Origin of the sequence: Streptomyces viridifaciens (assembly GCF_001888885.2) — a bacterium.
Classification (GTDB): Bacteria; Actinomycetota; Actinomycetes; order Streptomycetales; family Streptomycetaceae; genus Kitasatospora; species Kitasatospora aureofaciens.
This window is the reverse complement of sequence record NZ_CP090841.1, coordinates 5887484-5901867: the sequence shown is the minus strand read 5'-3', so window position 1 is coordinate 5901867 and position 14384 is coordinate 5887484. Positions and strand designations below refer to the sequence as shown.

Here is a 14384-nt window from a genome sequence, read left to right as displayed (position 1 = left end):
AGGCCGTACTGAGGGGCGTCAGGCTCCGCGCAGCACCGCGCCGGTACGGCTGACGGCCTCGGCGACGGCCGCCTCGCGGGCGGCGGTGGCCTCGTCGGCCGTCAGCGTGCGGTCGGCAGCGCGGAAGCGCAGCGCGTAGGCCAGCGACTTCTTGCCCTCGCCGACCTGCTCACCGGTGAACACGTCGAACAGCCGGATGGCCTCCAGCAGTTCGCCCGCGCCCGAGCGCAGCGCCGCCTCGACCTCGGCGGCCGGGACGGCGGCGTCGACGATCAGCGCGACGTCCTGGGTGGCGACCGGGAAGCCGGAGACCGCCGGGCCGTTGACCTTCTGCGGGCCGTCCGCCGTCAACAGGTCGATGTCGACCTCCATCGCCGCCGTGCGGGCCGGCAGTCCGAGCGCCTTGACGACCCTCGGGTGCAGCTCACCGGCGTGGCCGACCACCCGGTCGGTGCCGGCCACGACCAGCTCGGCGCAGCGGCCCGGGTGCCAGGGCGCCCGCTGGCCCTGGCGGACGGTCAGCTCGACACCGGCCGCGCGGGCCACCGTGCGGGCCGCCTCGACGGCGTCCGCCCAGGAGGCCTGGTCGCCCTTGCCCCACCAGCCGGAGGGCAGCCGCTCGCCCGCGAGGGCGACGGCGACCCGGCGCGGCTGGTCCGGCAGCGCGGCGTCCAGCGCGGCCAGCTCCTCGTCGCTCGGCCGGTGGTCGACGGCCGGGCGCGGCGCCACGGACAGCTCGTCCTTCGGCAGGAACACGGTGCCGGTCTCGTAGATCGCCAGGTCGGTGTTGCCCCGGCCGATGTTGCGGCGCAGCGCGCCGAGCAGGCCCGGCAGCAGCGTGGTGCGCAGCGACGGTTCCTCGTCGTTGAGCGGGTTGACCAGCTTGACCGTACGGCGGCGGCGGTCGTCCGGCTCCAGGCCGAGCGCCTCGAAGGCGGCCTCGCCGAGGAACGGGTAGTTGTTGACCTCGACGTAGCCCGCCCCGGCCAGCGCGACGCCGATCCGGCGGTGGATCCGCTGGGCCTCGGTCAGGCCCTTGCCCGGCGGCACGTTGGGCATCCGGGCGGGGACGTTGTCGTAGCCCTCCAGCCGGATGACCTCCTCGGCGAGGTCGTACGGGTCGGTGAGGTCGGGCCGCCAGGTCGGCGGGGTGACCTCCAGGACGTCGGCGCCCGCGACCGAGCAGCCGATCTCCTGCAGGCGCCGGGTGACGGTCTCGCGGCCGTAGGCGGTGCCGGCGACACGGTCGGGCAGGTCGGCGGCGATGGTGATGGTGCGCACCGGGTGCGGGGCCGCGATGTCGGTGACCCCGGCCTCGGCGGTGCCGCCGGCGATCAGCACCAGCAGGTCGACGGCGCGCTGTGCGGCGGCGCGGGCGGCCTCCGGGTCGACGCCGCGCTCGAAGCGCTTGGACGCCTCGGAGGGCAGCTTGTGCCGCTTCGCGGTGCGGGCGACGGAGACCGGGTCGAAGTGCGCGGCCTCGATGATCACCTCGGTGGTGCCCGGACCGGCGGCCGGGTCGAGGATCTCGGTGGAGGCGCCGCCCATCACGCCGGCCAGGCCGATCGGGCCGCTGTTGTCGCAGATCAGCAGGTCCTCGGCGGCCAGCTTGCGCTCGACGCCGTCCAGGGTGGTGAGGGTCTCGCCCTCGGCCGCCCGGCGGACCGTGATCGGGCCGTCCACCCGCTGCTTGTCGTACGCGTGCAGCGGCTGGCCGACCTCCAGCATCACGTAGTTGGTGATGTCGACGGCCAGCGAGATCGGGCGGATGCCCGCCTTCTGCAGGCGGCGCTGCAGCCAGATCGGGGACTTGGCGTTCGGGTCGACGCCGACGACCGTGCGGGCCACGAAGCGGTCGCATCCGGCCGGGTCGTCGACCTTGACCAGGTAGCCGAAGGAGTTGGCCGGCGGCACGTCCAGCAGCGCCGGGTCGGCCAGCGGCAGCCCGTACGCGGTGGCGGCCTCACGGGCCACGCCGCGCATGGACAGGCAGTAGCCGCGGTCCGGGGTGACGGCGATGTCGAGCACCTCGTCGACCAGCTGGAGCAGCTCGATGGCGTCCGTGCCGGGCTCGTACTCCGGCGGGAGCACGATGATGCCGTTGTGGTCGTCGCCCATGCCCAGCTCGCGGGCGGAGCAGATCATGCCGGCCGAGGTGTGGCCGTAGGTCTTGCGTGCCGAGATCGGGAACGGGCCGGGCAGGACGGCGCCCGGGAGCACGACCACGACCTTGTCGCCGACGGCGAAGTTGGTCGCGCCGCAGACGATCTCCTGCGGCTCGCCGGTGCCGTTGGCGCCGCCCACGTTGACGAAGCAGTGCCGGATCGGCTTCTTGAAGCCGGACAGCTCCTCGATGGAGAGCACCTCGCCGACCACCAGCGGGCCCTTGAGGTCGGCGCCGAGCTGCTCGACGGTCTCGACCTCCAGGCCGGCCCGGACCAGCCGCTCGGCCACGTCACGGCCGGTCTCGCCCGCGGGCAGATCGACGTACTCGCGCAGCCAGGAAAGCGGGACGCGCATCAGATCTCCATCCCGAACGGGAGGGTGAAACGCACGTCACCCTCGACCATGTCGCGCATGTCGGCGACGTTGTGACGATTCATCAGGATCCGCTCCAGGCCGAGACCGAAGGCGAAGCCGCTGTAGCGGTTCGGGTCCACGCCGCAGGCGACCAGCACCCGCGGGTTGACCACGCCGCAGCCGCCGAGCTCGATCCAGCCCTCGGAGGAGCAGGTGCGGCACGGGCGGTCCGGGTTGCCGACGCTCTCGCCGCGGCACACGAAGCACTGCAGGTCGATCTCGGCGCTCGGCTCGGTGAACGGGAAGTACGACGGACGCCAGCGCAGCTCCAGGCCGCCGCCGATCAGCTTCTCGACCAGCACCTCGATGGTGCCCTTGAGGTCGGCGAAGGTGATGCCCTCGTCGACGGCGAGGCCCTCGACCTGGCGGAACACCGGGGTGTGGGTGGCGTCCAGCTCGTCGGTCCGGTAGACCCGGCCCGGGCAGACCACGTAGACGGGCGGCTCGCGGTCGAGCAGGGTGCGGGCCTGGACCGGGGAGGTCTGGGTGCGCAGCACCACGCCGGAGTCGGCGGAGCCGTCCGGGGCCTGGACGAAGAAGGTGTCCTGCATCGAGCGGGCCGGGTGGTCCGGGCCCAGGTTGAGGGCGTCGAAGTTCAGCCACTCGGCCTCGACCTCGGGGCCCTCGGCGACCTGGTAGCCCATCGCGACGAAGGTGTCCTCGATGCGCTCGGCCAGCGTGGTCAGCGGGTGCCGGGCGCCGCGCGGGGTGCGGTCGTAGGGCAGGGTGACGTCCACCGCCTCCTCGACCAGCACGCGGGCGTCCCGCTCCGCCTCCAGCTCACCCTGGCGCTTGGCCAGGGCCTGGTTGACGGCTCCGCGGGCCTGGCCGATCAGCTTGCCCGCGGCGGCCTTGGCGTGCGGCGGGAGGGCGCCGATCTCGCGGTTGGCGAGCGAGAGCGCGGAGCGGTCGCCGGTGTGGGCGACCTTGGCCTGCTTCAGCTCGTCGAGCGTGGTGGCGGCGGCGAAGGCGGCGACGGCCTCGTCCCGCGCCTGCTCCACCACCTCGGGCTTGAGGGCCTCGACCTCGACCGGGTCGTACGACTTGTTGGGTGCCGACATCTCTATCTTTCCCGTGCTCCTGCTCGTCCGTGCTCAGGTGTGTGGGCTCGCCTTCGCGTCCCGCCCGGCGGGGCCGGGGCACGGGCAGCCCGTCTCCGTACTGACGGGGAGGGGTGTCCGCGGCTCAGCCGCGCAGGGCGTTGCGCAACGCCAAAGGTCGAGTGTAGTCGCAGCGCGTAGCGCGGCTGCCGTCAAGCCCGTCCGGACCCCGACCCACAGCATGCTGTATCGGTCGTTCATGCCCTTTCAGAGCATGAAGTCGGGCACCCCGGCGGGCAGGACGAATCGGAACCGGGCCCCGCCGCCGGGCGCGCGGTCGACCCTGATCGAGCCACCGTGGGCCTCCACGATGCCCTTGACGATGTAGAGCCCCAGGCCGGTGCCACCGCGCTTGGATCCCCGCCAGAAGCGGGTGAAGACACGCGGCATCGACTCCTCGGGGATGCCGCTGCCTTCGTCGCTCACGGTGACCGCCGTTCCTTCCACGATGCGGGGCGGGGTGCCGGAGCGCTCCCAGACGGGCGCCTCGACGACCTCCTTGGCCGGTGCCACCTCGATGGTGACAGTTCCCTCGCCGTGCCGCACCGCGTTTTCCAGCAGGTTGGCCAGCACCTGGTCGACCTTGTCCGGGTCCGCCCACAGCACGGTCAGCGGCTCGGTGACCCGGATGTCGAAGCGCTCCTCGGCGATGCCGGTGGCCACCTTGCGCTCGACGTGCCGGCGCACCGCGGCCGCCAGGTCGACGACCTGCTTGCGCAGCTCCAGCCGCCCGGCGTCGATCCGGGAGATGTCCAGCAGCTCGGCGATCAGCCGGGTGACCCGGTCCGCGTCGGCGTCCACCGTCTCCAGCATCAGCCGCTTCTGCCCGTCGGTGAACCGCTCCCACTTCGCCAGCAGCGTCGCCGTGAAGCCCTTCACACTGGTCAGCGGGGAGCGCAGCTCGTGCGCGACGGTGGCGATCAGCTCGGCGTGGCTGCGCTCGGTCCGGCGCCGGGCCTCGGTGCCGCGCAGGGCGATCACCAGCCGGTCCACCGGCCCCAGCGGCTCCGCCCGGACGTACCGGGCGGAGACCAGCACCTCCCGGCCGCCGGGCAGCAGCAGGTTGCGCTCGGGCTGGCGGGTGCGGATCGCCAGACCGCCGTACGGATCGGTCAGCTGCCACCAGCGGCGGCCGTCCAGGTCCTCCAGCGGCAGGACGTCCTCCAGCGCGCTGCCGAGCGCGGCTTCCGGGAGCACGCCGGTGAGCCGGGCCGCGGCCCGGTTGAAGCAGACCACCCGGCCCCTCGCGTCGGCGACCACCAGGCCGTCCGGAAGGTCGTCCGGGTCGAGCTCGGGTCCGCTGCCGACCATGGGTTGCCTCCCCGATTACCCACCGTGCCGTTCCCCCCACCGACGCAGACCCTAGCGCCTCGCAGGCCCCGGCAGTAGGGCTTGCAGCGTGGTGATCCCGGCGCGTCCGGGGGCGTGTCAGCTGTGGGGCGCCGGCGTGTCAGCGGTCCGGCGGGGCATGCCGACCGTCGCCGCAGGACGGGTCGCGTCAGCCGTTCGAGCGGCAGCCGCCGGGCGAGCGCTGCGCCCGGGCCGAGGCGTACAGGCAGACGGCCGCGGCGGTGGCCAGGTTGAGGCTCTCCGCGTGCCCGTGGATCGGCACGCGCACGACCTCGTCGGTGAGCGCGCGGGTCTCCTCCGGGAGCCCCCACGCCTCGTTGCCGAACACCCACGCGCCGGGGGCGCCGAGGGTGCCCTCGTCCAGCTCCTGGTCGAGGTCGCGCTCCCCCGCGCCGTCCGCGGCGAGCACCCGGACACCGGCCGCGCGCAGCTGCCCGACCGCCTCCTCGACCGGCACGCCGACCGCCACGGGCAGGTGGAACAGGCTGCCGACGGAGGCCCGGACGGCCTTGGGGTTGTACAGGTCCACCGAGGCGTCGGTGAGCACCACGGCGTCCGCACCGGCCGCGTCGGCGGTGCGCAGCACGGTGCCCGCGTTCCCGGGGTCGCGCACGTGGGCGAGGATCGCCACCAGCTTCGGCCGGGCGGCGAGCACCTCGGCGAACGGGGTGTCGATGAAGCGGCAGAGCGCCACGATCCCCTGCGGGGTCACCGTGTCGCAGATATCGGCGATCACCTCGTCGGTGGCGGTCAGCACCGGCAGTCCCTCGGCCAGGGCGGCCTCGACGATGTCAGCGTGCCGCTCGGCGGCCTCCAGGCCCACGTACACCTCGACCACGGCGTGCTCGGCCGTCCCCGGCAGCTTGCCGAAGGCGATGGCCTCCCGGACGGCCTGCGGGCCCTCGGCCAGGAAGCGGCGCTCCTTGGTGCGCTGGTTCCGCTTGGCGAGCCGACGGGCGGCGACGACGCGCGGCGAGCGCAGGGAGGTGAGCAGGGGGGTCTCGGTGCTCGGCATGGTCTCGTTCTCTGGAGGCGCTGACTCTGGCTGACTCTGGTGGTGCTGACGGGGGCGGAACGCAGAACCGGACCCGCAGGAGAGCCTGCGGGTCCGGTCGGAGCTCAACCGATCTCGGAAGATCAGGCGGCGTCGGCGGCAGCCTTCGGGGCGTTCACGTCGGCCGGCAGCGCCTTCTGGGCGACCTCGACCAGGGAGGCGAACGCACCCGGGTCGTTGACGGCCAGGTCGGCCAGCATCTTGCGGTCGATCTCGACGCTGGCGGCCTTCAGGCCCTGCACGAAGCGGTTGTAGGTGATGCCGTTGGCACGGGCCGCAGCGTTGATGCGCTGGATCCACAGCTGACGGAAGTCGCCCTTGCGCTTCTTGCGGTCGTTGAAGTTGTAGACCAGCGAGTGGGTGACCTGCTCCTTGGCCTTGCGGTACAGGCGCGAGCGCTGGCCACGGTAGCCGCTGGCGCGCTCCAGGATGACCCGGCGCTTCTTGTGGGCGTTGACTGCCCGCTTGACGCGTGCCACTTGATTACTCCTTGGGTTGGACCACGGACTACTTCACGCGGTCCGTCATTCGAATGGGTCGGGAAGGATCAGCTGCCCCGCACGCGGCTCGCGCCGGGCGGGAGGGCGATCACTTGCCGAGAAGCTTCTTGATCTTCTTGGCGTCAGCGGGGGCCATCTCGACGGTCCCGGCCAGCTTGCGGGTCAGCGTCGAGGGCTTGTGCTCCAGGAGGTGGCGGCGGCCGGCGCGCTCGCGCAGCACCTTGCCAGAGCCACTGATCTTGAAGCGCTTGCTGGCGCCACTGTGCGTCTTCTGCTTCGGCATTTCGCCGTATCTCCTCGTCGGTCCCGTTCACGCCCGCGCGGCCTGCGCCACGCGGGCGTGAACTGGATGGATCTGCGGTGACCGGGCGGGTGCCCCGTCACCGTGGGGGCCGACCCCGGGCTGCCGTGAGCCTTGCGGCTCAGGCGCCCTGGGGAGCGGCCGGCTGCTCGACCGGAGCCTCGGCCTCGGGGGCCTCGGCCTCGGCCGGAGCGTCCTGCGCCTCGGCCACGGCGTCCTCGGTCACGACGTCCTCGTCCGCGGCGGCGGCGTCGGCGTCGGAACCGGTGGTCCGACCCTGCCGCTCGGCCTTGCGGGCGTCCGCGAGGGCGCGGGCCTCGGCCATCGCCTCGGTCTTCTTCTTGTGCGGGCCAAGAACCATGATCATGTTCCGGCCGTCCTGCTTCGGCGAGGACTCGACGAAGCCCAGGTCCTGGACGTCGTCGGCGAGCCGCTGCAGCAGACGGAAGCCCAGCTCGGGGCGGGACTGCTCACGACCACGGAACATGATCGTGATCTTGACCTTGTCACCCTGCTTGAGGAACCGGACGACGTGACCCTTCTTGGTGTCGTAGTCGTGCGGGTCGATCTTCGGCCGGAGCTTCATCTCCTTGATGACCGTGTGCGCCTGGTTCTTGCGCGCCTCACGGGCCTTCATGGCCGACTCGTACTTGAACTTGCCGTAGTCCATGAGCTTGCACACCGGCGGCCGGGCGGTCGCCGCGACCTCGACCAGGTCGAGGTCGTACTCCTGCGCGAGCTCCAGCGCCTTGGCAAGCGGCACGATGCCGACCTGCTCGCCGCTGGGACCGACGAGTCGCACCTCCGGGACGCGAATCCGGTCGTTGATGCGGGGCTCGGTGCTGATGGGGCCTCCTCGGTTGCACCTTCTGCGATGCGGCCGTCGGACGGCGGTCGCACGTAGTGGACTCGACCACTGGGCGGGGCTTCATTCGTGCTGCGCTGCCCGGTGCTGGTTTCCGACACCATGTGCACCGCGACACGAAAAAAGCCCCGCTCGGTACAAGCGGGGCTCCACACAACCGGGGGCGGCGTCCGGTGAAGGACGCTGCGGGCGACTCGGCGCCGTGGCGCCCGTCGCGGACCGGACCCGTCGACCGCGAGGCCGATCAGGTGGGAGACTTTCGCGGTTGCCCTCTCGGGCCTCCTGTGGTGGAGCCTCCACTTGCTGGCCAGGGTGCCCATGCGGGATCCCGGCCGGTCAGTCTCGAAGCTTACAGCGTCGCGGGGTCGAACGCTATTCCGCCCCGGCGCACCGTCTTCGCGGCGCACTGCCCTCCCGGCGAGTCCGGGGCCCCCTTGTACGCTCCACGTGTACCCACACCGCACGACGGAACGAGCCACCCTTGAGCAGCGAGCCCACCCAGAACCCCGGCGCGGACGACGACGCGATCGGCTTCGACGACCTCACCCGCGACATCGCCGAGGTCCCGGCCGTCGAGGTGATCACCACCGTCGCGGTGCACCTGATGAGCGCTGCCGCGGTCAAGTGCGGCCTGGCCGAGGGCGGCGAGAAGGACAAGGACCTCGACGAGGCCCGCAAGCTGATCACCGCGCTGGCCGGACTGGTCACCGCCGGCGCGCCGGAGATCAGCAACTTCCACGCCGCTCCGCTGCGGGACGGGCTGCGCTCGCTGCAGCTGGCCTTCCGCGAGGCCTCGCTCGTCCCGGACGCTCCGGGCGCGGGGCCGGGCGAGAAGTTCACCGGGCCGGTCTACCGCTGAGACCGGTCTTCCGGGGCACCTACCGACGTCGGTGGGTGCCCCGTTCGCTTCTACCGCCGGTACAGCGGCTCCCCCGGCAGCTGCGCGCTCGCCGGCAGCACCGCGAGGTCCAGCCCCCGGTCCAGCCGCACCCGCAGCAGCGGGTCCCCGGCCACCGCCTCGCCGACCCGCTGCGCGGCCGCCTGCAGCCCCGGCTGGTCCAGCGCCGGGTCGAACACCACCGCGAGCACCCCGTCCGAGTCCTCGGACGGCGCCAGCAGCCCGCTGAGCACCTGCGGCTCGGCCGCCAGCAGCGCCCGGACCGCCTCCCGCACCTCCGGGTCCCGCGCCGGCGGCAGGTAGGGGCGGTTCTCCGCCAGCGCCCGCAGCCGGGCGCCGCTCAGCAGGAAGGGCACCGGCCCGGCCGGGTCGACCAGCAGCGTGTCGGCGCGCTCGGAGAAGGCCACCATCGCGGCCTGCGGGGCCGCGGTCGGCGCCGGACGGGCGTCGGCCCGCCAGCGGGTCAGCGACTCCAGCGAGGTGAAGGCCGGCAGCGCACGGCGCCCGTCCGGCGCCTCCAGCACCGGGACGGCCATGTCGCTGCTCTTGTCGTGCCTGTGCCCGTGGTCGTCCACCTCGACCTCGCCGAGGATGGCGACGATCGGGACCATCAACCGGGTCGGGGTCAGCGCCGCCAGCACCTCCGGCTCGGCCGTACGGTCCTGCGACCAGCGGGCGAGGGCCGTGGTCAGCGCCGGGTCCGCCGTTCCGTCGTCGTCGGAGAAGCCGGGATTCGGGATGCTCTTGCCGACGAACGCCGGGTTGGAGAAGTCTTTGCGGTCCACCCGGCCGACCCTATGCCACCTCGAACCGCCGCTCCCATTTCCCCGCACACCCTCTACCCACCGGTAGCCCCCTGTGGCACCCTGCGCGCATGGTCATCCTCGTCACCCGCACTCCGGTATCCGACCGGCACCGGTACGACCGGGCCACCGCCCACCTGGACGGCCCGGTGGCCGTGGTGGACCTCGCCGCCTTCGACGCCAACGCCGCCGACCTGGTGCGCCGGGCGGGCGGCAAGCCGATCCGGGTGGCCAGCAAGTCGCTGCGCTGCCGGGCGCTGCTGGAACGGGTACTGGCCGTGGACGGCTTCGCCGGGGTGATGAGCTTCACCCTCGACGAGTCGCTCTGGCTGGCCCGTACCGGCGTGCGCGACGTGCTGCTCGCCTATCCCTCCACCGACCGGGCCGGCTACGCCGAGCTGACGGCCGACCCGGAGCTGGCCCGCCGGGTCACCGTCGTGCTGGACGACCCGGCCCAGCTGGACCTGATCGACAAGGCCCGCTCCGGCGACGCCGAGGTGCGGGTCTGCCTGGAGCTGGACACCGCGCTGCACCTGCTCGGCGGGCGGGTCCGGGTGGGCGCCCGGCGCTCGCCGCTGCGCACTCCCGAGGAGCTGGGCGCCTTCGCCGAACTCGTCCAGCGGCGCCGGGGTTTCCGGGTGGTCGGCCTGATGGCGTACGAGGGGCACGTCGCCGGGGTGGGCGACCGGGTGCCGGGGCGGCCGGTGCGCTCGCAGCTGATCCGGCTGATGCAGGCCCGGTCCCGGACCGAGCTGGCCGAGCGGCGCGCGGCGGTGGTCCGGCGGCTGCGGCAGGTGGTCGAGCTGGAGTTCGTCAACGGCGGCGGCACCGGCAGCGTGGAGTCCACCGTGGCCGAGCGCGCCGTCACCGAGGTCGCCGCCGGCTCCGGGCTCTACGCGCCGCAGCTCTTCGACAACTACCGCTCCTTCCGGGGCCGGCCGGCCGCGCTGTTCGGCCAGCCGGTGGTGCGCCGCCCCGGGGTCGGGGTGGTGACGGTGCTCGGCGGCGGCTACCCGGCCTCCGGCGCCGCCGGACCGGACCGCTCACCGGTGCCCTACCTTCCGGCGGGGCTGCACTACGACCCGATGGAGGGCGCGGGCGAGGTGCAGACCCCGCTGATCGGCCCGGCCGCCGACGACCTGCTGATCGGCGACCGGGTCTGGTTCCGGCACGCCAAGGCGGGCGAGCTGTGCGAGCGCTTCGCCGAACTGCACCTGATCGAGGGGGACCGGGTCGTCCGGAGCGTCCCCACCTACCGGGGTGAGGGAAGGACGTTCCTCTGACCGGCCGTCGGACCGTGCCCTACCCCCGGGCAGCCGCCGTGGTCCACAACGAACTCAGGGACATGACGGTCCACGGCAACTCATCCAGGGCGGCGAGATCGTCCAGGCGGGGACGATCAACGGCAACCCGAACTTCTGGCCGACCTTTCGACAGCCTTAAGCGGGCCCGATGGAACACCTGACCCGGGTGTTCCATCGGGCCTTTGCGCTGTTCCGAGCAGACGTGCCGTCAACAACCGCCCGGTGCACGGCTATTGCCTTATGGTCCAGACCAATCCTACGCTCTGGCCGGGGGTCCGCGATCCGGGCCGGCGGCCCCCGAACGGGCAGGCGTGTCCGCTCCCCCACACCCGCCCGGAACGACGGCCGAGGAGTCCCCACCCCATGTCCATCAAGCGAAGCGCCCTGTCCGTCGGCGCCGTCGGCGCCGCCGTCCTCGCGGTGGCCGCGGCCACCGCCGGCACCGCCGCCGCCCACGGCACCATGACCGGCCCGGTCAGCCGGATCGCCGCCTGCTACGCCGAGGGCCCCGAGCACCCGGTGTCCCAGGTCTGCAAGGACCTCGTCGCCGCCGGCGGCACCCAGCCGCTGTACGACTGGAACGAGGTCAACATCGCCAACGCCAACGGCAACCACCAGGCGCTGATCCCGGACGGCAGGCTCTGCTCGGCCAACCGCGACAAGTACGCGGCCCTGGACTGGCCGCGCACCGACTGGCCGGCCACCCCGGTCAGCGCGGGCAAGTTCACCTTCCAGTTCCGCACCACCGCGCCGCACGTGGGCACCCAGACCGTCTACATCACCAAGCCGAGCTACGACCCCACCAAGCCGCTGAAGTGGTCCGACCTCGACCCGACCCCGGTGGCCCAGGCGCAGGTCGACCGCACCGCCGTCAACGGGTACTACACCTACTCGGGCACCCTGCCGCAGCGCACCGGCCGCCAGCTGCTCTACACGGTCTGGCAGCGCAGCGACAGCCCGGAGGCGTTCTACAGCTGCTCCGACGTGGACTTCGGCGCGGCCGGCGCCGCCGGTGCCCCGGCCGTCTCCTCGCTCGCCGCCCCGGCCGGGCCCGGCGACGCCCAGATCGCCGCCGACGCCGCCAAGTCCACGGTCGCCCACCACGGCCACGGCGGGGACGCGAACGCCCCGGCCGGCCAGCCGCTCCCGACCAGCTCCGCGGCCGTGGCCGGCACCTCCGCCACCGGTCCGCTGCTGCTCGCCGGTGCCGCCGCGCTCGGCGTCGGCTGGGCCGGCATGGTGCTCCGGCGCCGTCGCATCGAGGCTGTTCGACGCGACTCCTGACGCCGGACGACGCGGAGCCGGGCCGGCCCACCCCCGTCCGGTCCGGTTCCGTGGCCCTCGCACCCCAGGACACGCCCCGACGAACGGCGACGGCCCACCCGGAGGAGTTCCTCCCGGTGGGCCGTCGCGGTGTGAGGAGCGGGGGGCTCAGGTGCTCTCGGTGCCGGAGCCGTCGGGGCTGCTGCCGCCTGCCCCGGAACCGGAGCCGCCGGAGCCGGAGCCCGGCATGCCCGGGAGGCCCGGGATCTTGCCCTTGAAGTCGGCGATGCCCTTGACGATGGTGTCCATCACCCCGACGTCCGGCGCCTTGTCGGCGATGTCGAAGCCGAAGTGCACCGAGACCAGGTTCTTGCCGTCGCTGGACGGGAAGACCACGGTCTCCACGTAGCCGTTGTTGCCCTTGGCCGCATCGACCTTCCAGCGCACCAGGTAGCCGTCCTTGCCGTTGACCTTCACGGCCTCGGACTTGAGCTCCTGGTGCCCGGTGATGTCGCCGTAGGCGTCCTTGGCGGCCTTGTCGATGTCCGCCTTGGCCGCTGCCTGGGCGTCCGTGCCGCCGTCGTCGATCCGGCCGGTGTTCACCCCGCCGAGGGTGCACTTGTCGGAGCCGTCCGGGCACTTGTAGTCGCCGATGGTGAGACCGGCGTAGCCGTTGTCGGTGGTCCCGCCCTGCCAGCCGGAGGGGACGGGCAGGGTGAGGCCGTTCACCATGTCGATCGCCTTGTTGGCGCCCGGCCTGGCCTTCCCGCCGCCGTTCCCGCCACCGCCGCCGTTCCCGCCGCCCTTGCCGTTGCCGCCGCCGAGGCCCGGGAAGCCGAACAGCCCGCCGCCGCCGTCGTTCGGCGCCGGCTGGGCCCGGGCGGCGCTGCGCTGCGAGCCGCCGTCGTGCTTGCCGTCCATCACCAGGTAGGTGATTCCCGAGCCGGCGCCCAGGCCCAGCACGGCGGCCACGGCGGTGGCCACCACCAGCCGGGAGGGCTTGCGCCAGGCCTTGCGCGGCGGCTGGGCGGGTGCTCCGTACGCCGCGCCGAAGGGCGGCGGCTCCGGGTAGCGGACCGTCGGCCCGCTGTCCAGGACCTCGCCCTCCAGCACCCTGGGCTGCTCCGACGTCTCCGGCCCCGGTGCCGCGGCGGCCGAGGACTCCGGCTGCGGGGCGTCCGAGGGTGCGGGCCGGGTGTCGGCCGTCCAGCCCTTGCCGTCCCACCAGCGCTGCGGTCTCGGGTCGCTGGTGGTGTCCTTCGGGTCCGGGTACCACCCGGCGGGGATCTGCTCACTCACAGCAAAGAATGTAAAGGTAGCCGGATAAACGCGAAATCAGCGCAGCCGGGTATTCCGCGGGTTTTCGATGAGATTACGGTGAGAAGCCACCGGCGGCCCAGTGCGGCCACCGGTGCCGACCACCTACAGCGGGGTGACGTACGCCCCGGAGATGCCGCCGTCCACCAGGAACTCGCTCGCGGTGATGAACGAGGAGTCGTCGCTCGCCAGGAAGGCCACCGCGGCGGCGATCTCCTCGGCCCTGGCGAACCGGCCGAGCGGGATGTGCACCAGCCGGCGGGCCGCCCGCTCCGGGTCCTCGGCGAACAGCTCCCGCAGCAGCGGGGTGTCCACCGGGCCGGGCGACAGCGCGTTCACCCGGATCCCCTCCCGGGCGAACTGCACGCCCAGCTCGCGGGACATCGCCAGCACCCCGCCCTTGGAGGCGGTGTACGAGATCTGCGAGGTCGCCGCGCCCATCCGGGCCACGAAGCTGGCGGTGTTGATGATCGAGCCGCGTCCGTGCCGGCGCATGTACGGCAGCGCGGCCTTGCAGCACAGGTAGACCGAGGTCAGGTTGACGTTCTGGACCTTGCGCCAGGCGTCCAGGCCGGTGGTCAGGATCGAGTCGTCCTCCGGCGGTGAGATGCCCGCATTGTTGAAGGCGACGTCCACGCTGCCGTAGGTCTCGTACGCCTCGTCGAACAGCGCCTCGACCATGTACGGGTCGGTGACGTCGGTGTGCACGAACAGCCCGCCGACCTCCTTGGCGGCCGCCCGCCCGGTCTGCTCGTCCAGGTCCGCGCAGACCACCTTGGCGCCCTCGGAGGCCAGTCGGCGGGCGGCCGCCAGGCCGATCCCGCTGCCCGCGCCGGTGACCACGGCGGTGCGGCCGACCAGACGGCGGCAGACGACGTCGTTGTCGCTCCTCGGACTGGCGCTCATCGGACTGTCACTCCTCGCTGTGGATGAAGACGTTCTCGGTCTCGGTGAAGTGGCGCAGCGCGTCCGGCCCCGGCTCCCGGCCCGCCCCCAACGCCGACCGCTTCGTGGAAGGTCACGTCCAGGCCGCCGGCCACCGGCATCCG

Annotated in this window: 13 protein-coding genes; 3 read left to right on the top strand and 10 right to left on the bottom strand. The window is 73.1% G+C overall.

All coding sequences use genetic code 11. From position 1 onward, the window contains the following. Positions 1–18: 18 nt before the first annotated feature. The 7 genes from pheT to infC form a co-directional block, all read right to left on the bottom strand. Positions 19–2520 (bottom strand): phenylalanine--tRNA ligase subunit beta, encoded by a 2502-nt coding sequence (gene pheT / locus BOQ63_RS33750; RefSeq protein ID WP_030286236.1) that lies wholly within the window; start codon positions 2518–2520, stop codon positions 19–21. Continuing rightward, entirely contained in the window at positions 2520–3641 is a 1122-nt protein-coding gene (pheS, locus tag BOQ63_RS33745; RefSeq protein ID WP_030286234.1) for a phenylalanine--tRNA ligase subunit alpha, read from the bottom strand. Before pheS ends, pheT begins: the two co-directional genes overlap by 1 nt. 246 nt (positions 3642–3887) lie before the next feature. Further along, positions 3888–4991, bottom strand: coding sequence for a sensor histidine kinase (locus BOQ63_RS33740; RefSeq protein WP_030286231.1), 1104 nt, complete (start codon positions 4989–4991; stop codon positions 3888–3890). A 187-nt stretch (positions 4992–5178) separates the two neighbouring features. Next, entirely contained in the window at positions 5179–6045 is an 867-nt protein-coding gene (locus BOQ63_RS33735; protein ID WP_030286229.1) for a TrmH family RNA methyltransferase, read from the bottom strand. A gap of 122 nt (positions 6046–6167) precedes the next feature. Further along, entirely contained in the window at positions 6168–6563 is a 396-nt protein-coding gene (gene rplT / locus BOQ63_RS33730; RefSeq protein ID WP_030055649.1) for a 50S ribosomal protein L20, read from the bottom strand. 109 nt (positions 6564–6672) lie between these two features. Then, complete coding sequence (gene rpmI / locus BOQ63_RS33725) at positions 6673–6867, bottom strand: 50S ribosomal protein L35 (RefSeq protein ID WP_030286227.1); 195 nt, start codon at positions 6865–6867, stop codon at positions 6673–6675. Positions 6868–7006: 139 nt separating this feature from the next. Next, on the bottom strand, positions 7007–7732 hold the full coding sequence (gene infC, locus BOQ63_RS33720) for a translation initiation factor IF-3 (RefSeq protein ID WP_072655502.1): 726 nt from the start codon (positions 7730–7732) through the stop codon (positions 7007–7009). Between the two features lie 499 nt (positions 7733–8231). On the opposite strand from infC, the gene BOQ63_RS33715 reads away from it, so the two are divergent. Beyond that, positions 8232–8609 (top strand): DUF1844 domain-containing protein, encoded by a 378-nt coding sequence (locus BOQ63_RS33715; RefSeq protein ID WP_046386572.1) that lies wholly within the window; start codon positions 8232–8234, stop codon positions 8607–8609. Between the two features lie 50 nt (positions 8610–8659). On the opposite strand, the gene BOQ63_RS33710 is transcribed toward BOQ63_RS33715, so the two are convergent. Then, positions 8660–9433 (bottom strand): SseB family protein, encoded by a 774-nt coding sequence (locus tag BOQ63_RS33710; RefSeq protein ID WP_150476215.1) that lies wholly within the window; start codon positions 9431–9433, stop codon positions 8660–8662. An 89-nt stretch (positions 9434–9522) separates the two neighbouring features. Between BOQ63_RS33710 and BOQ63_RS33705 the strand changes: the two genes are divergently transcribed. After that, a complete protein-coding gene (locus tag BOQ63_RS33705) occupies positions 9523–10734 on the top strand; it encodes an amino acid deaminase/aldolase (protein WP_072655500.1) in 1212 nt (403 codons plus the stop codon). Between the two features lie 384 nt (positions 10735–11118). Then, entirely contained in the window at positions 11119–12039 is a 921-nt protein-coding gene (locus BOQ63_RS33700; protein ID WP_030286218.1) for a lytic polysaccharide monooxygenase auxiliary activity family 9 protein, read from the top strand. Positions 12040–12186: 147 nt separating this feature from the next. Here BOQ63_RS33700 and BOQ63_RS33695 read toward each other — a convergent pair whose 3' ends face one another. Continuing rightward, entirely contained in the window at positions 12187–13317 is a 1131-nt protein-coding gene (locus BOQ63_RS33695; RefSeq protein ID WP_150476214.1) for a DUF2510 domain-containing protein, read from the bottom strand. A 123-nt stretch (positions 13318–13440) separates the two neighbouring features. Beyond that, a complete protein-coding gene (locus BOQ63_RS33690) occupies positions 13441–14241 on the bottom strand; it encodes a 3-oxoacyl-ACP reductase (RefSeq protein ID WP_072655495.1) in 801 nt (266 codons plus the stop codon). Between the last annotated feature and the right edge of the window lie 143 nt (positions 14242–14384).

What these genes read in the sequence shown, in the direction of transcription:
- pheT (WP_030286236.1), bottom strand. Translation starts at nt 2,520, where the DNA reads ATGCGCGTCCCGCTTTCCTGGCTGCGCGAGTACGTCGATCTGCCCGCG.
- BOQ63_RS33690 (WP_072655495.1), bottom strand. Translation starts at nt 14,241, where the DNA reads ATGAGCGCCAGTCCGAGGAGCGACAACGACGTCGTCTGCCGCCGTCTG.
- rpmI (WP_030286227.1), bottom strand. Translation starts at nt 6,867, where the DNA reads ATGCCGAAGCAGAAGACGCACAGTGGCGCCAGCAAGCGCTTCAAGATC.
- pheS (WP_030286234.1), bottom strand. Translation starts at nt 3,641, where the DNA reads ATGTCGGCACCCAACAAGTCGTACGACCCGGTCGAGGTCGAGGCCCTC.
- BOQ63_RS33705 (WP_072655500.1), top strand. Translation starts at nt 9,523, where the DNA reads ATGGTCATCCTCGTCACCCGCACTCCGGTATCCGACCGGCACCGGTAC.
- BOQ63_RS33700 (WP_030286218.1), top strand. Translation starts at nt 11,119, where the DNA reads ATGTCCATCAAGCGAAGCGCCCTGTCCGTCGGCGCCGTCGGCGCCGCC.
- BOQ63_RS33740 (WP_030286231.1), bottom strand. Translation starts at nt 4,991, where the DNA reads ATGGTCGGCAGCGGACCCGAGCTCGACCCGGACGACCTTCCGGACGGC.
- BOQ63_RS33735 (WP_030286229.1), bottom strand. Translation starts at nt 6,045, where the DNA reads ATGCCGAGCACCGAGACCCCCCTGCTCACCTCCCTGCGCTCGCCGCGC.